We start from the raw sequence: 21,725 nt of genomic DNA on the forward strand, positions 1-21,725 counted from the left end.
AATCCTCCTGCCACCGAGACGGCGCCCGTTTCCAGCCATCCCTGGTCCATCCAAGATGATCCCTTCCCATGCGATCCGCCACGTCCGCATCACCCCCATCGCCTTCCGCGATCCGCCGCTGCTGAACGCGGCCGGCATCCACGAGCCCTGGGCGCTGCGCTCCATCATCGAGATCGAGACGGCCTCGGGCCTGGTCGGCATCAACGAGAGCTATGGCGACCAGCCCATGCTGGATGCGCTGGCCAAGGCCGCGCCGGCCCTGGTGGGGCTTTCGCCGTGGGCGCTCAACGAGATGGAGGGCCGCGTCGCGGCCCTGGTCGCGCCCGAGGCCTCGGCGGCCTCGGAGTTCCTGGGGCGGCAGGTGTCGCTGGCGCCGGGCACCCACGTCTCCAAGACGGTGGCCAAGGTGGTCAGTGCCTTCGAGGTGGCCATGCTCGACCTGCAGGGCCAGCTCGCGCAGGCGCCCGTCGTCGACCTGCTGGGGGGCGCGGCGCGCGACCGCGTGCCGTTCTCGGCCTACCTGTTCTACAAGTACGCCGAGCACATCGACGAGCCCTACGCCCCGGACGCCTGGGGCGAGGCGCTCTCGCCCCGGCAGCTCGTCGCCCAGGCGCAGCGCATGGTCGGGCAGTACGGCTTCCAGAGCATCAAGCTCAAGGCCGGCGCGCTGCCGCCCGAGCAGGAGGCGGCGGGCATCCTGGCGCTGGCCGAGGCGTTCCCGGGCACGCCGCTGCGCATCGATCCCAATGCCAACTGGACGGTGGAGACCAGCCTGCGGATCGTGCGGCAGCTGCGCGGCGTGCTGGAGTACTACGAGGACCCGGCCCCGGGCCTGGACGGCATGGCCGCCGTGGCGCGCGAGTGCGACGTGCCGCTGGCCACCAACATGGTGGTGACCGACTTCGCCGAGTTCCGCCGCAACGCCGAGATGGGCTGCCCCGTGAAGATCGTGCTGAGCGACCACCACTACTGGGGCGGCCTGCGCGCCACGCAGCGGCTGTCCACGCTGTGCAAGACCTTCGACCTGGGCCTGTCCATGCACAGCAACTCCCACCTGGGCGTGAGCCTGGTGGCCATGACGCACCTGTGCGCCAGCGTGCCGCAGCTGACCTATGCCTGCGACACGCACTACCCCTGGCAGGACGAGGAGATCGTCGAAGGCGGCCGCCTGCGCTTCGAGCAGGGCAGCCTGCGCGTGCCCACCGCGCCGGGCCTGGGCGTCACGCTGGACCGCGAGGCGCTGGCCCGCCTGCACGACAACTACCTGCGCTGCGGCATCCGCAACCGCGACGACCTCGCGCAGATGCGCAAGTACGACCCGGCCTTCACCGGCCGGCAACCCCGGTTCTGAGCTTTCCTTCCCACCCCACCAGGAGACACCCCCCATGCACCGCCGCACGCTGAACCACCGCCTGCTGGCCGCCAGCACCCTGCTGCTGGGCAGCGCCTTCGCCGTCCTGCCCGCCGCCGCGCAGGGCCACTGGCCCACCGGCAAGGCCATCACCTACATGGTGCCGTTTCCGCCCGGCGGCAACACCGACACCCTGGCGCGCGTGATCGCCCAGCCGCTGGGCCAGGCGCTGGGCACGCCCGTGGTCATCGACAACAAGGGCGGCGCCGGCGGCAGCATCGGCTCCGCGCTGGCCGCGCGCGCGCCGGCCGACGGCTACACCATCCTCGGCGGCACCATCAGCTCGCACGCCATCAACGTGAGCCTGTACGCCAAGCTCGACTACGACCCGGTCAAGTCCTTCACGCCGGTGGCCATGCTGGGCTCCGGCCCGCTGGTGCTGGTGGTGCCCGCCGCCAGCCCCTACAAGACGCTGGGCGACGTGCTGGCCGCCAGCAAGGCCAAGGCCGCGGCGGGCGGCCTGTCCTCGGCCTCGCCCGGCACCGGCACCTCGCCGCACATGGCGATGGAGCTGCTGGCCTACCAGAGCGGCGTGAAGTTCACGCACGTGCCCTACAAGGGCAGCGGCCCGGCCGTGCAGGACGTGATCGGCGGGCAGGTGGACATGATGTTCGACACCACGCTGATCGTCGGCCCGCACATCCAGTCCGGCAAGCTGCGCCCCATCGCCGTGAGCAGCTCCAAGCGCCTGGAGTCGCTGCCGGACGTGCCCACCATCGCCGAGGCGGGCCAGAAGGGCTTCGACATGGGTTCCTGGCAGGCCGTGTTCGCGCCCGCCGGCACGCCCCAGCCCATCGTGGAGCGGCTGCACGCCGAGATCATGAAGATCGTCGCCACGCCGGAAGTGCAGGCGCGGCTGAAGAGCTTCGGCATGATCCCGTCCAATATGACGCCCGCCGAGCTCGGCGCCTACCAGAAGGCCGAGGTGGCCAAGTGGGCGCAGGTCATCCAGGCCGCGGGCATCAAGGCCGAGTGATCGGCACGCGGATCGTGGACGACCGTTCGACGATGGGCATCCGGCCGCCGCTGTACATCCGGATGCACGCCAGCGACAACGTGGCGATCGTGGCCAACGACGGCGGCCTGCCCGCCGGCACGGTGTTCCCCGACGGTCTCACGCTGGTGGACAAGGTGCCGCAGGCGCACAAGGTGGCGCTGCTGGACATCCCGCAAGGCGCCGCCGTGCGCCGCTACGGCGTGACCATCGGCTACGCGCTGAAGGACCTGCCGCGCGGCAGCTGGGTGCACGAGCGGCTGCTGCAGATGCCCGCAGCGCGCGAGCTGCAAGGCCTGCCGGTGGCCACCGTGCAGCCCGCGCCGCAGCCGCCGCTGGCAGGCCACACCTTCGAGGGCTACCGCAACCCGGACGGCTCGGTGGGCACGCGCAACATCCTGGCCATCACCCAGACCGTGCAGTGCGTGGCCGGCGTGACCGACTACGCCGTGCAGCGCATCAAGGCCGAGCTGCTGCCCCGCTACCCCCACGTGGACGACGTGGTGGCGCTGGAGCACACCTACGGCTGCGGCGTGGCGATCGACGCGCCGGACGCGGTGATCCCGATCCGCACCGTGCGCAACATCGCGCTGAACCCCAACTTCGGCGGCGAGGTGATGGTGGTCAGCCTGGGCTGCGAGAAGCTGCAGCCCGAGCGGCTGCTGCCGCCGGGCAGCATCCCCATCGTGGACGAGCGCAACGTGGCCGACGTGGGCGACACCGAGGCAGCCAAGCTCGACGTGGTCTGCCTGCAGGACGAGGCGCACGTGGGCTTCATGTCCATGGTCGAGTCGATCCTGCGCCAGGCCGAACAGCACCTGGAGCGGCTGAACGCGCGCCGGCGCGAGACGGTGCCGGCCAGTGAGCTGGTGGTCGGCGTGCAATGCGGCGGCAGCGACGCCTTCAGCGGCGTCACCGCCAACCCGGCCGTGGGCTTTTGCACCGACCTGCTGGTGCGCGCTGGCGCGACCGTGATGTTCAGCGAAGTGACCGAGGTGCGCGACGGCATCGACCAGCTCACCGCGCGCGCCAGCACGCCCGAGGTGGCCCGGGCCATGGTCCGCGAGATGGCCTGGTACGACGCCTACCTGGACAAGGGCCGCGTGGACCGCAGCGCCAACACCACGCCGGGCAACAAGAAGGGCGGGCTGTCCAACATCGTGGAGAAGGCCATGGGCTCCATCGTCAAGAGCGGCAGTGCGCCCATCGCCGGCGTGCTCCCGCCCGGCGAGAAGCTCCAGCACCAGGGCCTGAAAGGCCTGGTCTACGCCGCCACGCCGGCCAGCGACTTCATCTGCGGCACGCTGCAGCTGGCCGCCGGCATGAACCTGCACGTGTTCACCACCGGCCGCGGCACGCCCTACGGGCTGGCCGAGGTGCCGGTGATCAAGGTCGCCACGCGCTCGGACCTGGCGCGCCGCTGGCACGACCTGATGGACATCGACGCCGGCACCATCGCCACCGGCGACAAGAGCATCGAGGAGGTCGGCTGGGAGCTGTTCCGGCTGATGCTGGACGTCGCCAGCGGCCGCACCAGGACCTGGGCCGAGCACTGGAAGCTCGCCAATGCGCTCGTGCTGTTCAATCCAGCGCCCGTCACCTGACAACCCTCCCCAGGAGCAACACATGAAGATCGGATTCATCGGCCTCGGCATCATGGGCGCGCCCATGGCCCTGCACCTCATCGACGCCGGCCACGCGCTGTGCTACGTGCAGCGCAGCAAGACCCACGCCGCCATCGCCGCCAGCAGCGCCAGGCCGCTGGCCACCGCCCGGGAGGTCGCCCAGCAGTCGGACATCGTCATCCTGATGCTGCCCGACACGCCCGACGTGCAGGCCGTGCTGTTCGGCGCGGACGGCGTGGCCGAGGGCCTGAGCGCGGGCAAGACCGTGATCGACATGAGCTCGATCTCGCCGATCGAGACCAAGGCCTTCGCCGCCAGGATCGAGGCGCTGGGCTGCGACTACCTGGACGCGCCCGTCTCGGGCGGCGAGGTCGGTGCCAAGGCGGCCAGCCTGACCATCATGGTCGGCGGTACCGAGGCCGCCTTCGCCAAGGCGCTGCCGCTGCTGGAGAAGATGGGCAAGAACATCACCCACGTGGGCGGCGTGGGCGCCGGCCAGACCACCAAGGTGGCCAACCAGATCATCGTGGCGCTGAACATCGCCGCCGTGGGCGAGGCGCTGCTGTTCGCCAGCAAGGCCGGCGCCGACCCGGCCAAGGTGCGCCAAGCGCTGATGGGCGGCTTCGCCTCCAGCCGCATCCTGGAGGTGCATGGCGAGCGCATGATCCAGCGCACCTTCGCGCCGGGCTTTCGCATCGGGCTGCACCAGAAGGACCTGGGCCTGGCGCTGGCCGGCGCGCGCGCCATGGGCGTGGCGCTGCCGCAGACCGCCGGCGCGGCCCAGCTGATGCAGGCCTGCGCCGCCCAGGGCTGGGACCAGCTCGACCACTCGGCGCTGGTCAAGGCGCTGGAGCTGATGGCCGCCCACGAAATCAGCCCATCGGCCACGGCCGGCAACGGCGGCTGACCCGCGGTCCGGCGCACCGCGCACCGCACCGTGGCGGTGCGCCTGCGGCAGGAGCTTGGCGATAAGATATACGCAAAGTTCATCTTTATCGGGCAGGCCACGAACATGGAGCAGGCAGCGCCGTCCACGGAGTTGTGCAGCGAGCAGGAGGTCCGCGACATGGTCCACGCGTTCTACGCGCGCGTGCGGCAGGACGCGGTGCTGGGGCCGGTCTTCGAGGCCCACGTCGACGACTGGGACCACCACCTCGGCCGGCTCGTGGACTTCTGGTCGGCCATCCTGCGGCGCACCGGGCGCTTCACCGGCGCTCCGATGCCCCGGCACGCCGCGCTGCCCGGCCTCACCGCGGCGCTGTTCCAGCATTGGCTGGGGCTGTTCCGCGAGAACGCCGCGGCGCAGCCCAACCGGGCGATGGCCGCGCAGGCCTGCGCAATGGCCGAGCGGATCGCGCAGAGCCTGTGGATGGGCTATCAGATCAGCCGCGCTCCGCACGCGGTCCCCGCGGCGCTGGCCCATGGCTGAGCTGCTGCGGATCGAGGAGCCTGCCGGGGCGCCGCCGCCCGCCCCGCCGCAGTGGTCCGCGTTCCTGGAACTGGGCTTTCGCCCGCTCTACCTGCTCGGCTGCGGCTGGGCCGCCGTGGCCATCGCGCTGTGGATCTTCGCGCCGCAGCTGCTGCAGGGGCGGCTCGGCGGCGTCGTCTGGCATGCGCACGAGATGCTGTGGGGCTTCATCGCGACCATCGCGGTCGGCTTCCTGTTCACGGCGGGCAGCAACTGGACCGGCATCAACCCGATGAAAGGGCGTTCCCTGGGCCTGCTGAGCCTGCTGTGGCTGGCGGCGCGCGCGGGCTACCTCCTGCCCGGGGCGATGGCCTTCGGCGTGGCCGCGGCCTGCGAACTGCTGCTGTTCGCCTGGGCCGCCGTCGCGCTGGGCCGCGCCGTCTACGGTGCGCGCAGCCGGCGCAACTACGGCGTGCCGCTGCTGGTGCTGGCGCTCGGCGCGGCCGATGCGCTGTTCCTGCTGGCGGCTGGCCAGGGCGACCATGCGTTGCTGATGCAGCGCTTCAACCTCGGGCTGCTGTGCATGGCCGTGATCGCGCTGCTGGTGGCCCGCCGGATCATTCCGTTTTTCGCGATGCGCGCCGTCGCCGGCCTGGACATCCCGATGCACACGCGCTCGGGCCACTGGCAGCTCGGCGCCGCAGGGCTGGGGCTACTTTTCTCGCTGCTGGACCGGCCGGCGGCCGCGGCCTGGGCGCTCGCGGCGGCGGGCGTGATCGCCCTGGCGCAGGTCCTGGCCTGGAAGCCGTGGGCCGTGCGCCGCGTGCCGCTGCTGTGGATCCTCTACCTGGGCTATGCGGCGCTCGGCGCCGGCCTGCTGGTCGCGGCCGCGCAGGCCGGCGGCTGGCCGGTACGCGCGGCCTGGCCCGTGCACGCCATCGGTGTCGCGGGCTTCGCGGTGCTGATCATCGGCATGGTCACGCGCACGGCCCTGGGCCACCTCGGGCGGCCGCTGCGCACCGACCGCCTGATCGTCGGCTGCTACCTGCTGGTCATCGCGGCGGCCGCGCTGCGCCTGCTGGCGCTGCTGCCGGAGGCCTTCGCCCTGGCCGCGCTCCACGCGTCGGCGGCCTGCTGGGTGGCCGCCTTCGCGCTCTACCTGTGGCGTTTCGCGCCGATGCTGATCCGCCCGCGCATCGGCCAGGCGCCACCGCCGACGGCGCAGGCCGCCTCGACCGCGCCGCCGCGGCCGCGCACCTCGCCGTGAAGGAGCCTCGTCCGATGCGCTTGACCCTGATGACGGACTACGCGCTGCGCCTGCTGATGTACGTGGCGCAGCAGCCCCACCGGCTGTGCACGATCTCCGAGATCGCGCAGGCCCATGCGATCTCGGAGCCGCACCTGATGAAGGTCACCCACCAGCTCGGCCTGCGCGGATGGATCGAGACGGTGCGTGGCCGCGGCGGCGGCATGCGCCTGGCGTGCGCGCCGGCCGAGGTCAACCTCGGCGCGGTGGTGCGCAGCATCGAGCCGGACTTCGCGCTGGTGGAGTGCTTCGCGGCCGGCAGCCAGTGCACGCTGACCGGTGCCTGCCGGCTTGCCGGCGTGCTCGGCGGGGCGCTGGAGGGCTTCCTGGCGCACCTGGACGGCTTCACGCTCGCCGACCTGCTGCCGGGCACGGAGTGGCCCGTGGCCGCGAGCCGGCGCAGGCCGGTCGAACGGCGGGGTACGCGATGAGCCACGGCCTGCTGGTCACGCTGCACCTGCTGGCCGCCCTCGCGTTCGCCGGCACGGTGTTCTTCGAGGTGGTGATGCTTGCCGGCGTGCGCAGGCACCTGCCGCAGGAGACGATGCGGGCGGTCGAGCGTGCCATCGGCAACCGCGCCACCGCCGTCATGCCCTGGGTGCTGCTGGTGCTCTACGCGGCCGGCTTCGGGCTGGCGTGGCAGTACCGTGCGGCGCTGGCGCAGCCGCTGGCCAGCAGCTTCGGCCTGCTGCTGGGTCTCAAGATCCTGCTGGCCCTGAGCGTGTTCGGGCACTTCGCGACGGCGATGGTCTGGCGCCGGCGCGGTGTGCTGGGCGGCACGCGCTCGCGCCGGCTGCATCTGAGCGTGTTTGCCCATGTGCTGACGATCGTGCTGCTGGCCAAGGCCATGTTCTATCTCCAGTGGTGAGGGGGCACGGCGAGGTCCGCGGATGCGAATGGGCTTCGTGGCCCAGGGCCGGTGGGGTGATGCGCTGCAAGGTCTCTTGCTGTCGAAGACGTTGCAGCACAGGTGCCGAGCTTGCTGCCAGAAGATCGGGCCCGCCTCTTGGCGTACCTGGTCGCGGACTTCTTCGAGCCCGAGCGACCGGCGCGGGCGGCACGGCTGCAACTCGCCCGACGCTGCCGCGACAACGTGCGTTCTGGCCGCGTCCAGATGGTCCCGGGCGATGGAGCGCTCGCCATGTCAAGCGACATCCAGATCTGCCCACTGACGACATCGAGTTCAGCTCCCGGCTGGCGGGACCTGCTGGATTCACCCTGAAGCTTCATAGATCCGCGCAGCGAGGAAGCCGGTCCTGGTCGACCAAGCGGACCTCGATGGCATTGGCGATCTTGACGTGCGCTGGGGCCTGGCCGGGAAACGGCTCGTCGGTGACGCTGACGACGATCGAGCCGACTTGCGCGCCATGGTCCTTTTCATCCTTGCCCGGGCGGCCTCAAATCTGAAGTGCCACGCCCCAGCAGTGGCCCCGGCGCATACCGCTGAGCTCAAGCACCTCAAGCGGCTACGCGCATGGGCGCTTCAAGCCTTGCACACGGAATTTCGGACAGGCTTGCCGGCGGTGGCACCGTGCGCGCTGCTGGGCCACGGCCTGGCCCAGCACCGGCTGGTGCTGCAGCGCTACTATTTGCGGCCTGGCCCCGACGTCCCGGCCGAGGCCCGGACCTTCGCCGGCTGGCTGGACAGCGGGCGCACCGCCAAAGCCGGCATTTGTGCCGAGCATCGTTTCTAATCCGGAACTTCCCGTCCCGATCCCAGAAGAGCCCGCCATGACCCTGGACATCACCGCGACCCTGCGCAGCGTGCTGCTATCCGAGGCGACGCGGCTGTACCGGCTGCAGGGCGAGGGCGCGCTGTCCGGCCTGCTGGTGGAAGCCTGGACGCTGCACGAGGCGCTGGACGAGCCCTGGACGCTGTCGGTGAGCACGCTGTCGCCCGACGCCACGCTGGAGCCCGCCCAGTTCCTGGGCCAGCGCCTGACGCTGTGGAGCCGGCTGGCCGACGGCAGCGAGCTGCCGCGCAGCGGCCTGGTCACCCAGGCCATCGCCGAGGACGCCGACGGCGGCTTCGCGCGCTACCGCCTGACCATGCAGCCCTGGCTGGCGCTGCTGGCGCACAGCCGGCGCAGCCAGGTCTGGCAGGAGCGCAGCGTGGTGGAGATCGTCGAGAGCCTGTTCGCCGCTTACCCCCAGGCCGCCTGGCAGTGGGCGCCCTGCGTGGCCGCGCACCTGCAGGCCAGCGCCCATGCCGGCGTGCGCAGCTACACCGTGCAGTACCGTGAGAGCGACCTGGCGTTCGTGCAGCGCCTGCTCGCGCGCGAGGGCATCGCCATGCGGCTGCAGCGCCAGGACGACGCCCCGCTGGGCCACACCCTGGTGCTGCTGGCCGACAGCCCCGCCCGCGCCGCCTGCCCCGAGGACGCGGTGAGCGCCCAGGGTGGCACGGACGGCGCAGGCGGCGCCGGCGTGCGCTTTCACGCCAGCGGCGCGCAGCAGATGCAGGACGCGGTGCAGGCCTTCGGCGGGCGGCGCCAGTTGCCCGTGGCCACCACCACCGTGCTGGCCTGGGACCACCAGGCCAAGCGCGCCGTGGCCGCCAGCGTGCCCACCGCCGCCGCCTTCGCCGGCCCCGGCGCCCCGGCGCTGGAGGACTTCGACGACGCCGGCGCCGAGGCCTTTGCCGACACCGCCGACGCCGAACGCGCCGCCCGCCTGATGCAGCAGGCCCACGAGGCCCGCCACAAGACCTGGCTGGGCCGCGCCACCGTGCGCAGCTTCACCGCCGGCCAGTGGTTCCGCCTCACCGGCAGCGAACTGGACGCCCTGCCCGGCCTGTCCGATCAACCTGATTCCGAGCACCGCCGCTTCCTGCTCACCGCCGTCACCCACGCCGGCATCAACAACCTGCCCAAGGACCTGAGCGACGCCATCGCCCAGGCGCTGGGCGCGCCAGCGCTGCAGGCGCCAGGCGCCCTGGACACCGCGCCGCCGCTGGACGCCGCTCCCCCGCTGGACGCCGAGCTGCGCGCGCAGGCCGCCGCCACCGGCTACGGCAACGCCTTCACGGCCATCCGCGCCAGCGTGCCCTGGCGTCCCCAGCTGCTCGACGGCACCGGCGCGCGCCGCCACCCCGTGCCCAGCGCCCCGGGCCTGCTCACCGCCACCGTCGTCGGCCCCGACGGCCAGGAGCGCGCCAGCGGGCCCGAGGAGATCCACATGGACCGCCTGGGCCGCGTGCGCATCCGCTTCGACTTCCAAACCCTGCCCCAGGGCCCCGGCACCAGCGCGGCCAGCACCTGGGTGCGCGTGCTGCAGCGCTGGGCCGGCGCCGGCATGGGCGCGCAGTTCATCCCCCGCATCGGCCAGGAGGTGCTGGTGGATTTTGTCGACGGCAATGTCGAGCGGCCCCTGGTGGTCGGTGCGCTGTACAACGGCCGTGGTGAGGCAGGGCTTGCTCCCACGCCCGGCGGCCAGGCGGCCCAGGACGATGCCAGTGCACTGGCCGCCTCGGGCGACCACCGCCCCGGCGCCCAGGGCAACCTGATCGGTGCCGGCCCCGGCGGCCACGGCCCGGCCTGGCACGGCGCCGGCCACGCCAGCCTCCAGGCCGCCGGACAGGCCAACGCCGCCGCCCTGTCCGGCACCAAGACTCAGGAGTTCGCTGGGTCAGGCTTCAACCAGCTCGTCTTCGACGACACCGATGCCCAGCTGCGCACCCAGCTGGCGACCTCCCAGCACGCCACCCAGCTCAACCTGGGGCACCTCATCCACCAGGCCGACAACCACCGCGGCAGCTTGCGCGGCCTGGGCTTCGAATTGCGCACCGACGCCTACGGCGCCATCCGCGCCGGCCAGGGCGTGCTGCTGAGCAGCTACGGCACGCACGCCCAGGAGCCGGCCGGGGACAACGTGGCCGGCATGGCGTTGCAGGGGCAACTGGCTACGCTGGCACGGACCTTCAGCCAGGCTGCGGGCATTCACCAGACGGTCAAGCTGGCGCAGGCCATCGGCAGCCGGCAGGCCGAGGCCAGCACCCTGAGCGAACGCGAGCCGCCGGCCCAGGCGCTGCACACCGTGCTCAAGGGGATGGTGGACGAGACAGGCTTCGATGCCGCCCGGGCTGACGCGGCAGCCGATAGCACATCCACAGAGCAAGGCAAGCTGCCGCACTTCACGCAACCCGTCGTGGAGGTGGCCGCCAAGGCCGGCCTGGCCACCGTGGCCGGGCAGGACCTGCAGTGGAGCGCCGGCGAAGGCATCGTCATCGCCAGCGGGCAGGACACGCACCTCGCCAGCGCCGGCGCCAGCCGCATCCACACCGGGCAGGCCATCGGCATCCTGGCCGGGGCGATCCAGCCCGGCGAGCAGGCGACAGGCACCGGCATCACCCTCATCGCTGGACGGGGGGATGTAGAGTTGCAGGCCCAGGCCGACCGGATGCAGGTGGCGGCCAAGCAGGACGTGACCATCCAGTCGCAGTCCACCCACATCGACTGGGCTGCGGCCAAGCGGATCGTGATCTCCACCGCCGGTGGCGCGTCCGTCACCCTCGAGGGCGGCAACATCACCGTCGAGTGCCCGGGCACGATCACCGTCCATGCGCGCCAGAAGTCGTTTGAGGGACCGGCACGTGTCGACTACACGTCGCCGACCTTCCCCACTTCAGACATCGTTCCAATGCTGACCTTTTCGCTGCAATCCCATGGCGGTGGCGCGATCGGCAAGCGGTATGCGTACGAGCCCTTCAAGCTGTTTGCCGACGGCGCACAGATCGACAGTGGCCTGTCGGACGCAGAAGGCAACATCCGCTTCAAGCACAAGATCGGCGTCAGCAGGTACAAGGTCGAACTGATCAACGGCCACACGTTCGACATTGATGTCGATACGTGCTTTGGAGAAGGAGATGCCGGCCGTGCCAATTCGCTCGCCAACAAGGGCTACCGCGACGATCCCACCCGGACACGCTCACGCCACGGCGGGTTCGACTCCGAGGCGGACCAACGCGCAAGTCTTGAACAGTCCCAATCAGGGAAGAGCGCATACAAGTCATAGCAGAACGGCGTCGATTCCTTGCGCCGGCTACGTCGATCACGGAGAACGGAATGCCATTTGAACAGGGCTGGTACATCTACCGTACCGATGCCTCGCTCAACAGGGACTATCTGCGGTACTTCGTCAGCGAGACCGCGTACGTCGCCGAGTGCTACCGGGATCCCACAGACGGCCGCATCCTCCTCTGGAAAGATGAGGCCAATCCCCGCAGCGCCCAATGGCGCAACTCGTACGCGTTCGTGAAACAAGCCCCCAGGGGCACCCAATGGGACAACGCCAAAGCCGGTTCCACGCGCACGACCGGCGGGTTCGGAAAGGACGATGACGAAGCGCAGGGCAATGACAAGCCCGCCGGCAGCAAGCAGCGCGGTTTCGTCACCACGGCCGTGGCCGGTGGTCAGGCGAACCTCGCCTACCCGTGGTTCGTGAGCACCGGGTGGCCACGGCGAGTCAACAACCGCATCGACCCGCTGATCAATGGCGAAAACGCCTTCAAGGCCGTCGCCCAGGCCATCCGCGCGGCACGCCATAGCATCGAGATCATCAGTTGGGGGTTTGACGCCTCGCTGCGTCTGGAACGCCCTGGGGATCAACGCATCGGCGACCTGCTGAAAGAAAAGGGCAAGCAGGGCCGCAAGATCAAGCTACTGATCTGGCGCAACCCTTGGACCCAATCGCAGGAGAACACCGTACCGGGCATGAACGAGGGCGGCGTGGTCAAGGATGCGGCCGTCTGGGTCTACGACAAGTTGTTCCCGCCGGAGTACACCCCCTCTCCCGAGCAGCAGCAGGCGGAGGCGGACCTGAAAGCGGCCCGCAAGCGGCTGAGCGACCTGCGCAATGAGCGCACCTCACGCCTTGCCTCGCAGTGGATGAATCCACGCGGCGCCGACGCGGCGCGTGCCATCAACGCCGAATACGCCCCCAAGATTGCACAAGCCGAAGCGCAAGTGCAGCGCCTGGAGCGCATCGCCCAGACGGCCTCGCAGCTGCCCGGCACGACAGAAAAGACCGAGTACGGCCATGGACACATCGACAAGCTGATCCACAGCGCCGGCGCACCCGGCGATCCGGATGCGATCCGCTTCAACCGTCGCTGGCACGAGCAGGCCCGCGACGGCGAACTGCAGAACATCGACTTTCGGGTACGCGACTACGCCATCGGCGACAAGCAACGTATCGCCATGGAGGAAAACCTGCGCCGGGTGGCCAACGAGTACCGGCGCTGGTCGGGCAAGGAGATCGAGCGCGAGGCCGTGCCCTGGGCCCAGCAGCTCTTCCTGTGCGCGTTTCCCAGCCATCACCAGAAGACCGTGCTGATCGACTACGAGCACCCCGAGCTGGCCGTAGGCTTCGTGATGGGCCACAACATGCACAACAACTACTGGGATACCTCGGACCATCACTACGACGATGCCGCAGGCCGCCGCGTCCCCGGGTTCGGCCCCTGGCAGGACCTGTCGACGCGGGTTCGCGGGCCGGTGCTGTATGACCTGAACCGGAACTTCTGCACCGCCTGGGATGCCGGCAGCCCCTGGTACAAGCGCTGGTTCGCCAGCTTCGAGAGCGCACGCCAAGGCATCCGGCCCGAGCAGTTCGTCACCGCCCCCGACACCATGCGCAGCACCGCCCAGATCCTGCGTACGCAATACCAGGAAGGCCGGCAGAGGAGCATCCTCGACGGCTACACGCAGGCGATGGGCAATACCCGCGAATACATCTACTTCGAGAACCAGTACTTTCGCTACAAGCCGCTGGCCGAAGAACTCAAGAAGACCCGGCGCACGCTGCTGGCCGCGGGCCGCAACGAATCGCTGCACGGCGTGTGCCATATCTTCGTGGTGACGAACGTGCCCGACAGCGTCTCACGCAACACGACCTACGAGATGCTGCAGGCGCTGGGACGCGCCGATACCATGCCCACGATCCACCGGGACATGACGGCGCCCAAGCAGCCGGTCAACCGCGACCTGAAGCCGCAGGACGTGGCGGGGCTGAAGATCAACGTCGCCACCCTGGTCTCGGGAACGCGCAAGACCGGCAACCAGAACCAGTACCGCCCGATCTATGTCCACGCCAAGCTGATGGTGGTAGACGATGTGTTCTTCACCCTCGGCTCGGCCAACATCAACGTGCGCAGCCTGGAGTTCGACTCCGAGCTGAACATCGCCAGCGACGACCCAGAGATCGCCAGGCAGTGGCGGCAGGAGTTGTTCAAGTTGCATGGGGGTGGTGCGCCGGAAGAAGACATCGCAAAAGAGTTCAAGCGGTGGGGCGATTTGATGGCTCAGAACGGGGAGAACATGGATCGAGGCATCCCAATCACTGGCCATCTGATCGAGTTTTTCGATGACGGCGGCAAATCCATTACGGTTGACTGATGCGCGCCCGTCCGCTCGCCTGCTGTTTATTGCTGTCTGGCTTGGCTGCCTGCCAGTCCAAGGAGTTACCGATGCCTGCTGATCTACCCCCCAAGCCGGATTTGAGCTTCACTTGCGTCGTCGATCCCGATCCGGGCCTTCCCGTCACTCCAGAGGCCGATGCGATCTTCCAGAAGGCGCGCGCGATGGAGAAATCCAATGGGCCCAAGGATTTCGACACCATCGCCCGGACCTACGAGCAGGCCGTGGCGCTGGGGCACTGGAAGGCGATGCAGAATGCACAGGTTCTGTACTATCAGGGGCTGACCACGCACCCTGCTCCCGCACAGCGAGTGATCGACCTCAACGAGATGTTGATCAAGCTGGGCGCCGCCATCGGCTACTACAACATGGCGACCTATTTGGAAGAAGGCTATGGGGTGAAGCAGGACCGTAAGGCGGCACTGACTTATTATCGCAAGAGTGCAGATTTGGGCAGCCCGTTGGGGCAGACGCGGGTGGGGGACTTGCTGGCATTCAAGCTGAAGCGACCAGATATTGGTGTGTCCATACTAGAATGCGCCGTTGGACAAGGATCGGCAGATGCTGCTCGGAAGCTAGCGGGGCACTACCGTACAGAATCTCCCCCGAACATGAGTAAGGCTTTGGATTATCTGCAACGTTCGGTGGCGTTAGGTGGTGGACAAGCTGCATTCTCGCTCTATCACACCTTCAACCGTGGCTTATCCAAGGCAGATGGCGGTTGGGACACCCCAATCGATAAGGAACGTGCACGTCGTTACGACATTATCATGGGCATTATCGACAAGAACACTTCTGCTCGCTTCCCTGACATTGACAAGATCGTGCCGCTTCCGCCCGCGCCGCTGCCACCGTGGGATGGGACCTTCGAGTATCAGAAGCAGAAGGGCGCTCCACCCAGTTCATCTTGATGAGGTGATCGGAAAGGTGAAGGCGGGAGCATTTCAGCAGCTGGCGGGTGGCACGGGGAAACTGCATTGGTGGATCGTGCTCCTGTCCGGTTTGACAGCCTGCCAGCCCAAGGAACTGCCAATGCCTGCCGAGTTGCCTGCCAAGCCGGATTTGAGCTTCACCTGCGTTGCCGATCCCGACCCGCATTTGCCGGTGACGCCGGAAGCCGATGTGATCTTCCAGAAGGCGCGTGCGATGGAGAAGGCCGCTGGACCCAAGGACTTCGATACCATCGCCCGGACCTACGAACAAGCCGTGGCGCTGGGCCACTGGAAGGCGATGCAGAACGCTCAGGTGCTCTATTACCAGGGGCTGACCACGCACCCCGCTCCGGCACAGCGAGTGATCGATCTCAACGAGATGCTGATCAAGCTGGGAGCTGCCATCGGCTACTACAACATGGCCACCTATCTGGAAGAAGGCTACGGGGTGAGGCAGGATCGGCAGGCGGCGCTAGCTTATTACCGTAAGAGTGCGGATCTGGGCAGCCCGTTGGGGCAAGCGCGGGTGGGCTATCTGCTGGAATTCGACTTGAAACGTCCAGATGCGGGCGCGCCGATGCTGGAGTGCGCAGTGAAGCAAGGTCAAGCAGATGCGGCGTGGAATCTTGCCCTTCACTATCGGAGCGAATATGAACTCGACATGCAGAAGGCGCTAAATTACCTACAAATCTCAACCGCATTAGGTGGAGAACTGGCTGCATTTGACCTTTACAATACTTTTGACAAAGGGCTATCAAAAACAGGAGGAGGCTGGAATACGTCAATCGATAAAGAGCGAGCGCGTCGCTATCGTTTGATACTGCAAGTAATAAGAAAAGATGTTGCGGCTCGCTTCCCTGACATTGACAAGATCGTGCCGCTTCCGCCCGCGCCGCTGCCACCGTGGGATGGTACCTTCGAGTATCAGAAGCAGAAGGGCGTGCCACCCAGTTCATCTTGATGAGGTGATCGGAAAGGTGAAGGCTGGAGCATTTGAGCAGCGGGCAGGTGGCGCGGGGAAACTGCATTGGTGGATCGTGATCCTGTCCGGCTTGACAGCCTGCCAGCCCAAGGAACTGCCAATGCCTGCCGAGCTGCCTGCCAAGCCGGATTTGAGCTTCACCTGCGTCGCCGATTCCGACCCGCATTTGCCGGTGACACCGGAAGCCGATGTGATCTTCCAGAAGGCGCGTGCGATGGAGAAGGCCGCTGGACCCAAGGACTTCGACACCATCGCCCGGACCTATGAACAAGCCGTGGCGCTGGGCCACTGGAAGGCGATGCAGAACGCTCAGGTGCTCTATTACCAGGGACTGACCACGCACCCCGCTCCGGCACAACGAGTGATCGATCTCAACGAGATGCTGATCAAGCTGGGAGCTGCCATCGGCTACTACAACATGGCCACCTATCTGGAAGAAGGCTACGGGGTGAGGCAGGATCGCCAGGCTGCGTTGTCTTACTATCGTAAAAGCGCCGACTTGGGTAGCCCGTTGGGGCAGGCGCGGGTGGGAGACTTGCTGGCGTTCAAGCTGAAGCGTCCAGATATTGGCGTACCCATGCTGCAATGTGCCGTTCAGCAAGGAAGTGCGAGCGCGGCGCATACGCTTGCATTCCACTACCACCTATCACAACCATCGAATACGGTTAGAGCGCTGGATTACTTACAACGCTCGGCGGCCCTGGGTGGAGAAGGAGCAGCTTTTTCTTTATATAACACATTTGACGATGGCTTATCGAAAGATGATGGAGGCTGGGATACACCGGTCGACAAGGAACGAGCACGTCGATACCGACTCATCTGGAAGGATTTGCAGAGAAATCCGGCCGCCCGCTTCCCTGACATTGACAAGATCGTGCCGCTTCCACCCGCACCGCTGCCACCGTGGGACGGCACCTTCGAATATCAGAAGCAGAAAAGCGTACCACCAAGTTCACCATGATGTGGCAACCGGGAAGGTAGCGATGGTGGCATCGTCACAGCGGGCGAGTGGCCCGGGAAGACGGCATTGGTGGATCGTGATCCTATCCGGCTTGGCTGCCTGCCAGCCCAAGGAACCAATGCCTGCCGACCTGCCTGCCAAACCAGATTTGAGCTTCACTTGCGTCGTCGATCCTGATCCGAGCCTGCCCGTCACTCCAGAGGCCGAGGCGATCTTTCAGAAGGCGCGTGCGATGGAGAAATCCAATGGGCTCAAGGATTTCGACACCATCGCCCGGATCTACGAACAAGCCGTGGCGCTGGGCCACTGGAAGGCGATGCAGAATGCACAGGTTCTGTACTATCAGGGGCTGACCACGCACCCTGCTCCAGCACAACGGGTGATCGACCTCAATGAGATGTTGATCAAGCTGGGTGCCGCCATCGGCTACTACAACATGGCGACCTATCTGGAAGAAGGCTATGGGGTGAAGCAGGACCGTAAGGCGGCACTGGCTTATTATCGCAAGAGTGCGGATCTGGGCAGCCCACTAGGACAAGCGCACGTAGGGGACTTGCTGGCATTAAAATTGAAGCGCCCAGATATCGGTGTGCTAATGCTGGAATGTGCCATTGAGCAAGGAAACGCTCGCGCTGCCTATACTCTAGCAACGCGCTATCAATTGAACACACCTCCTGACATGAAGAAGGCATTGGCATATCTTCAACGCTCTGTCGCTCTTGGCGGAGGGCAAGCCGCTTTTGCGCTGTACAACACGTTTGATCGTGGTTTATCTGAGTCAGACGGTGGTTACGACACTCTTGTTGACAAGGAACGAGCACGGCGCTATCGATTGATTCGCCAGGAAACTCGACGCAATCCCGATGCCCGCTTCCCTGACATTGACAAGATCGTTCCGTTGCCACCTGCCGAGTTGCCTAACTGGGATGGCACCTTCGAATATCAGAAGAAGAGCGCACCACCGAGTTCATCTTGATCTTGCCCCTGACCTCCGCATCCCATAGCCGAGTTCATTATGCGGTCCGCTTTTCCTGGGCAGCGAGCCAAGCCCGTTCGTATTGCATCGGGCTGACGTAGCCCAGCGTCGAGTGCAAAAGACCGAGTACGGCCATGGACACATCGACAAGCTGATCCACAGCGCCGGCGCACCCGGCGATCCGGATGCGATCCGCTTCAACCGTCGCTGGCACGAGCAGGCCCGCGACGGCGAACTGCAGAACATCGACTTTCGGGTACGCGACTACGCCATCGGCGACAAGCAACGTATCGCCATGGAGGAAAGCCTGCGCCGGGTGGCCAACGAGTACCGGCGCTGGTCGGGCAAGGAGATCGAGCGCGAGGCCGTGCCCTGGGCCCAGCAGTTCTTCCTGTGCGCGTTTCCCAGCCATCACCAGAAGACCGTGCTGATCGACTACGAGCACCCCGAGCTGGCCGTAGGCTTCGTGATGGGCCACAACATGCACAACAACTACTGGGATACCTCGGACCATCACTACGACGATGCCGCAGGCGAGCCTATCCGGAATTTTGTGTTTGAGGCATAGCATGACCCTGAGGAGCATCTATGCCAAAGAGCAAGACGAAGTTGAAGAATGCGGCCATCGCGGCCAAGTCGGCGGCGTTGCCGTCGATCCCCAAGGAACTGCTTGACCAGTTCGTGACCGGCCCCATGACCGGCGAGGCGGTCAACGCCGCATCGATGGCGTTCAAGAAGGCGCTCATCGAACGCGCCTTGGGCGCCGAGCTCGGCCACCACCTGGGCTATCGCAGCGGGGCGGACAAGCCCGAGAGCAGCGCCAACCAGCGCAACGGCACGAGCGGCAAGACCGTGCTGACCGAGGACGGCCCGCTGCGCATCGACGTGCCACGCGACCGTGATGGCTCTTTCGAGCCGCTGCTGATCGCCAAGCACGAGCGGCGCTTCACCGGCTTTGACGACAAGATCGTGGCCATGTACGCCCGAGGCATGACCGTGCGCGAGATCCAGGCCTTCCTGGCCGAGCAATACGCCACCGAGGTCTCGCCCGAGTTCATCAGCAGTGTCACCGACGCCGTGATGGCCGAGGTCGGCGCCTGGCAGGCCAGGCCGCTGGAGGCCATGTACCCAGTGGTGTTCTTCGACGCGCTGCGCGTGAAGATCCGTGAGGACGCGGTGGTGCGCAACAAGGCCATCTATCTGGCCCTGGGCGTTTTGCCCGACGGCACGCGCGACATCCTGGGGCTGTGGATCGAGAACACGGAAGGGGCCAAGTTCTGGATGAAGGTCTTCAATGACCTGAAGACGCGCGGCATCAACGACATCCTGATCGCCGTTACCGATGGCCTCAAGGGCATGCCCGAGGCGCTGGGCGTGGTGTTCCCGGCCACGACGCTGCAGACCTGCATCGTGCACCTGATCCGCAGCAGCCTGGACTACGCCAGTTGGAAGCAGCGCAAGCTGCTGGCCGCGGCCATCAAGCCGATCCACACCGCGGCCAGCGCCGAGGCGGCGCAGGCCGAACTCGATGCGTTCGAGCAGGGCCCTTGGGGGCAGAAGTTTCCAACCGTCGCGGCGGCCTGGCGCCGGGCCTGGGATCGCGTGATCCCGTTCTTCGCGTTCCCGCCGCCAGTGCGCCGGGTGATCTATACGACCAACGCCATCGAGAGCATCAACGCGCAGCTGCGCAAGATCATCAAGACCCGCGGGCACTTCCCCGGTGACGACGCGGCCAGCAAACTGATCTGGCTGGCCCTGCGCAACATCACGGCCGACTGGGGTCGTGCTGCGCACAACTGGAAGGAGGCGATGAACCAGTTCGCGATCCTCTACGAAGACCGGTTCACCAGGACCGTCGCGTAGGATCAAGACCGACTTTCCCACCGCGTCGCTCGCCTCGTCGCAAGCGCCGACCGCCGCCGTGCAAAAGTCTCAGCGCCTCGAACACAGAAATTCGGACTCTCCCGCCGACCGCGTTTGCCTTCGGGCGCGTACGGCATGATCAGACCGACCAGGGCTGCCCACGGCACCACGCGCTCCATCTCGGCCAGAAACTCGCGCTTGGTCGTCAGGTTCAGGCCCAGGTCCGCTTGCTTCATGGCGTCGATTGTCTTTACTCGCATGTGCCCATCAGCATATCGCGGCGCGATTTACGCAGACCTTCCTTAATGCCTTCGAGCGTGTGCGTGCCTTGCCTTCTCAAGGCCGCCAAGGCGGGTGCGCCGTTTGCCGCGCTGCAATAGTCGGCTGTCATGGATTTCGCCAGAGACGCGGCTTCACCCGAGGCACTGCGTGAAATGCAGAAAGGCTTGCGCGAGCCTGACGAACGCCCACTCTGGGCCCTCGTCGATCCAGCACTGCTCGACGGCAAACGGCTGAGATCGATTCTGGTGTCGTTGGGTTGGTCCGCAATCAATGCGCTTCAGGGCAGCCCGCTCGAGGTGTACGGCGAGCATGCGCCGCTATGGATTGCGTTGCCAACAGACGAGGATCGGGCCGCTCAGGGTTTGATGCGCCTTCTCGCACTCGATGCACGGGCATCTGCGCTGAGCCTCGTGCAAACCGCAGCTCCGCAAGCCGATCTTCTGGCGCTGGGCGCGTATCTGTCGCGAGTGCTGATCGACGGCGACATGCTGGCGCACTGCCGATTCGCGGACACACGCGTGTTGCCCGAATTGCTGTCGAATCTGACCCCCGCGCAACGGACCCGGGTGTCGCATGCAGTCAATGCATGGGCCTGGTTCGACCACCACGCCAGCGCCCGATTCTGGTCAAGGGAAAGTCACGTCGACATGGCCGAGCACGCCGACATGGCGCCCCATCTGGAGCTCGACAAAATACAGTTTTCCGCGCTGCTGCGCGCCAGCGAACCCGATACGCTGTTCGGCTTGCTGAACGAAAGCACGCCGGAACTTGTTCCCGCCGACGGCTTCGGCCCGTTCAGGGATCACCTCGATGCCGTGCTCGGCCGGGCTGATGCGCGCGGCGTCACGTCGCCGAACGATCGTTTGCAGTTCGCGATCCTCGCCCTTTCCTGTGGGCCGGATTTTGACCGGACCCCCGAGCTTCAAGCAACGTGGCACGATATCGAACGCGGCGAAACCACCTTGGTGAAGGCAATGAAGGGGTGGAGTGACGCACTGTGGGATCGGTTGCAGTCCCGACACGAAATTCCGCCCCGTTGAGCACGACCATGAAATCCAAATCCAAATCCAAATTCTGGCTGGTGATGGCTGCATTTGCAGTCCTGCCGCTCGTCGCCTGTTCCAAGTCCTCCGGGGACGGAAAGACCAAGCCCGATCAGATGATCGCCACTATCAGCCCCTACAACCATACGCCGGACTACATCCATCAGTTCTACGTGGATGGTCAAGGGGGCGGTAATTCACGCGCCTATGGCGGCGGTGGCAGCTTTGTCTGCTGCATCGCTTACCCGAAACAGTGGCGTCCCGGACTGACTGCGCAGGTTCGATGGACGACGTCGAGCTCCGACCCGAACGCCACGGGCGACGATACCATTGAAAAGTGGCATGAGAAGGTCGTCCCCATCGATCGGTACGACGAACCGGGAACGACCCTGAATGTCCACTTCCTGCCGCAGGGTGAGGTCCGCTTGGTAATCAGCAGCATGCGCGCTGGCCATCCGAATTATCCCGGTCCGAAGGCACCGGAGAAGCCGGCCAGCTTTCCGTATTGACATGGTCGACTGACTGCA

At 66.7% G+C, this 21,725-nt stretch carries 19 protein-coding genes and 1 pseudogene; 19 read left to right on the plus strand and 1 reads right to left on the minus strand.

The features are described 5' to 3' along the window. The first annotated feature begins 55 nt into the window (after positions 1-55). The 17 genes from QM782_RS19205 (at position 56) to QM782_RS19285 (ending at position 19,873) form a co-directional block, all read left to right on the plus strand. On the plus strand, positions 56-1,351 hold the full coding sequence (locus tag QM782_RS19205; RefSeq protein ID WP_415204489.1) for a glucarate dehydratase family protein: 1,296 nt from the start codon (positions 56-58) through the stop codon (positions 1,349-1,351). A 34-nt stretch (positions 1,352-1,385) separates the two neighbouring features. Continuing rightward, positions 1,386-2,387: a Bug family tripartite tricarboxylate transporter substrate binding protein gene (locus QM782_RS19210; protein ID WP_415204490.1), complete on the plus strand. Its 1,002-nt coding sequence runs from the start codon at positions 1,386-1,388 to the stop codon at positions 2,385-2,387. Between the two features lie 32 nt (positions 2,388-2,419). Continuing rightward, the gene (garD, locus tag QM782_RS19215) at positions 2,420-4,009 is read left to right on the plus strand and encodes a galactarate dehydratase (protein WP_415205688.1); all 1,590 of its coding nucleotides are present in this window, start codon (positions 2,420-2,422) and stop codon (positions 4,007-4,009) included. A 22-nt stretch (positions 4,010-4,031) separates the two neighbouring features. Beyond that, positions 4,032-4,937 (plus strand): 2-hydroxy-3-oxopropionate reductase, encoded by a 906-nt coding sequence (locus QM782_RS19220; RefSeq protein WP_415204491.1) that lies wholly within the window; start codon positions 4,032-4,034, stop codon positions 4,935-4,937. A gap of 105 nt (positions 4,938-5,042) precedes the next feature. Beyond that, positions 5,043-5,459, plus strand: a complete 417-nt coding sequence (locus tag QM782_RS19225; RefSeq protein WP_415205689.1) for a group III truncated hemoglobin — start codon at positions 5,043-5,045, stop codon at positions 5,457-5,459. After that, a complete protein-coding gene (locus QM782_RS19230; RefSeq protein WP_415204492.1) occupies positions 5,452-6,705 on the plus strand; it encodes an NnrS family protein in 1,254 nt (417 codons plus the stop codon). Before QM782_RS19225 ends, QM782_RS19230 begins: the two co-directional genes overlap by 8 nt. Before the next feature lie 14 nt (positions 6,706-6,719). Next, on the plus strand, positions 6,720-7,175 hold the full coding sequence (locus QM782_RS19235) for an RrF2 family transcriptional regulator (protein ID WP_415204493.1): 456 nt from the start codon (positions 6,720-6,722) through the stop codon (positions 7,173-7,175). Beyond that, a complete protein-coding gene (locus QM782_RS19240) occupies positions 7,172-7,612 on the plus strand; it encodes a CopD family copper resistance protein (protein ID WP_415204494.1) in 441 nt (146 codons plus the stop codon). The genes QM782_RS19235 and QM782_RS19240 overlap by 4 nt, the downstream gene beginning before the upstream one ends. Before the next feature lie 430 nt (positions 7,613-8,042). Further along, the gene (locus QM782_RS19245; RefSeq protein ID WP_415204495.1) at positions 8,043-8,438 is read left to right on the plus strand and encodes a hypothetical protein; all 396 of its coding nucleotides are present in this window, start codon (positions 8,043-8,045) and stop codon (positions 8,436-8,438) included. 37 nt (positions 8,439-8,475) lie between these two features. Then, on the plus strand, positions 8,476-11,757 hold the full coding sequence (locus QM782_RS19250; protein ID WP_415204496.1) for a type VI secretion system Vgr family protein: 3,282 nt from the start codon (positions 8,476-8,478) through the stop codon (positions 11,755-11,757). A 50-nt stretch (positions 11,758-11,807) separates the two neighbouring features. After that, complete coding sequence (locus QM782_RS19255) at positions 11,808-14,138, plus strand: phospholipase D-like domain-containing protein (protein WP_415204497.1); 2,331 nt, start codon at positions 11,808-11,810, stop codon at positions 14,136-14,138. A 71-nt stretch (positions 14,139-14,209) separates the two neighbouring features. Then, on the plus strand, positions 14,210-15,070 hold the full coding sequence (locus tag QM782_RS19260; protein ID WP_415204498.1) for a DUF6396 domain-containing protein: 861 nt from the start codon (positions 14,210-14,212) through the stop codon (positions 15,068-15,070). 16 nt (positions 15,071-15,086) lie between these two features. Next, positions 15,087-16,052, plus strand: coding sequence for a DUF6396 domain-containing protein (locus QM782_RS19265; protein ID WP_415204499.1), 966 nt, complete (start codon positions 15,087-15,089; stop codon positions 16,050-16,052). A gap of 121 nt (positions 16,053-16,173) precedes the next feature. Beyond that, complete coding sequence (locus QM782_RS19270) at positions 16,174-17,034, plus strand: DUF6396 domain-containing protein (protein ID WP_415204500.1); 861 nt, start codon at positions 16,174-16,176, stop codon at positions 17,032-17,034. Positions 17,035-17,152: 118 nt separating this feature from the next. Beyond that, entirely contained in the window at positions 17,153-18,010 is an 858-nt protein-coding gene (locus QM782_RS19275) for a DUF6396 domain-containing protein (protein ID WP_415204501.1), read from the plus strand. A 112-nt stretch (positions 18,011-18,122) separates the two neighbouring features. After that, on the plus strand, positions 18,123-18,578 hold the full coding sequence (locus QM782_RS19280; protein ID WP_415204502.1) for a hypothetical protein: 456 nt from the start codon (positions 18,123-18,125) through the stop codon (positions 18,576-18,578). A gap of 20 nt (positions 18,579-18,598) precedes the next feature. Continuing rightward, the gene (locus QM782_RS19285) at positions 18,599-19,873 is read left to right on the plus strand and encodes an IS256 family transposase (protein WP_415203341.1); all 1,275 of its coding nucleotides are present in this window, start codon (positions 18,599-18,601) and stop codon (positions 19,871-19,873) included. 92 nt (positions 19,874-19,965) lie between these two features. Here the strand turns inward: QM782_RS19285 and QM782_RS19290 are convergent. Next, positions 19,966-20,109 (minus strand): annotated as a pseudogene (locus QM782_RS19290) (IS5/IS1182 family transposase); the annotation flags it as partial. Between the two features lie 153 nt (positions 20,110-20,262). Here QM782_RS19290 and QM782_RS19295 point away from each other — a divergent pair. Continuing rightward, positions 20,263-21,195, plus strand: a complete 933-nt coding sequence (locus tag QM782_RS19295) for a DUF4123 domain-containing protein (RefSeq protein ID WP_415204503.1) — start codon at positions 20,263-20,265, stop codon at positions 21,193-21,195. Positions 21,196-21,203: 8 nt separating this feature from the next. Continuing rightward, positions 21,204-21,707: a DUF3304 domain-containing protein gene (locus tag QM782_RS19300; RefSeq protein WP_415204504.1), complete on the plus strand. Its 504-nt coding sequence runs from the start codon at positions 21,204-21,206 to the stop codon at positions 21,705-21,707. Positions 21,708-21,725: the final 18 nt, after the last annotated feature.

This window comes from Pseudorhodoferax sp. (assembly GCF_047601025.1).
In the GTDB taxonomy this organism is placed as follows: Bacteria; Pseudomonadota; Gammaproteobacteria; order Burkholderiales; family Burkholderiaceae_C; genus Pseudorhodoferax.

Bases quoted from the DNA above. Each gene is read 5' to 3' on its own strand.
- QM782_RS19205 (WP_415204489.1), top strand. From the start codon at position 56: ATGATCCCTTCCCATGCGATCCGCCACGTCCGCATCACCCCCATCGCC.
- QM782_RS19210 (WP_415204490.1), top strand. From the start codon at position 1,386: ATGCACCGCCGCACGCTGAACCACCGCCTGCTGGCCGCCAGCACCCTG.
- garD (WP_415205688.1), top strand. From the start codon at position 2,420: ATGGGCATCCGGCCGCCGCTGTACATCCGGATGCACGCCAGCGACAAC.
- QM782_RS19220 (WP_415204491.1), top strand. From the start codon at position 4,032: ATGAAGATCGGATTCATCGGCCTCGGCATCATGGGCGCGCCCATGGCC.
- QM782_RS19225 (WP_415205689.1), top strand. From the start codon at position 5,043: ATGGAGCAGGCAGCGCCGTCCACGGAGTTGTGCAGCGAGCAGGAGGTC.
- QM782_RS19230 (WP_415204492.1), top strand. From the start codon at position 5,452: ATGGCTGAGCTGCTGCGGATCGAGGAGCCTGCCGGGGCGCCGCCGCCC.
- QM782_RS19235 (WP_415204493.1), top strand. From the start codon at position 6,720: ATGCGCTTGACCCTGATGACGGACTACGCGCTGCGCCTGCTGATGTAC.
- QM782_RS19240 (WP_415204494.1), top strand. From the start codon at position 7,172: ATGAGCCACGGCCTGCTGGTCACGCTGCACCTGCTGGCCGCCCTCGCG.
- QM782_RS19250 (WP_415204496.1), top strand. From the start codon at position 8,476: ATGACCCTGGACATCACCGCGACCCTGCGCAGCGTGCTGCTATCCGAG.
- QM782_RS19255 (WP_415204497.1), top strand. From the start codon at position 11,808: ATGCCATTTGAACAGGGCTGGTACATCTACCGTACCGATGCCTCGCTC.
- QM782_RS19260 (WP_415204498.1), top strand. From the start codon at position 14,210: ATGCCTGCTGATCTACCCCCCAAGCCGGATTTGAGCTTCACTTGCGTC.
- QM782_RS19270 (WP_415204500.1), top strand. From the start codon at position 16,174: ATGCCTGCCGAGCTGCCTGCCAAGCCGGATTTGAGCTTCACCTGCGTC.
- QM782_RS19275 (WP_415204501.1), top strand. From the start codon at position 17,153: ATGCCTGCCGACCTGCCTGCCAAACCAGATTTGAGCTTCACTTGCGTC.
- QM782_RS19285 (WP_415203341.1), top strand. From the start codon at position 18,599: ATGCCAAAGAGCAAGACGAAGTTGAAGAATGCGGCCATCGCGGCCAAG.
- QM782_RS19295 (WP_415204503.1), top strand. From the start codon at position 20,263: ATGGATTTCGCCAGAGACGCGGCTTCACCCGAGGCACTGCGTGAAATG.
- QM782_RS19300 (WP_415204504.1), top strand. From the start codon at position 21,204: ATGAAATCCAAATCCAAATCCAAATTCTGGCTGGTGATGGCTGCATTT.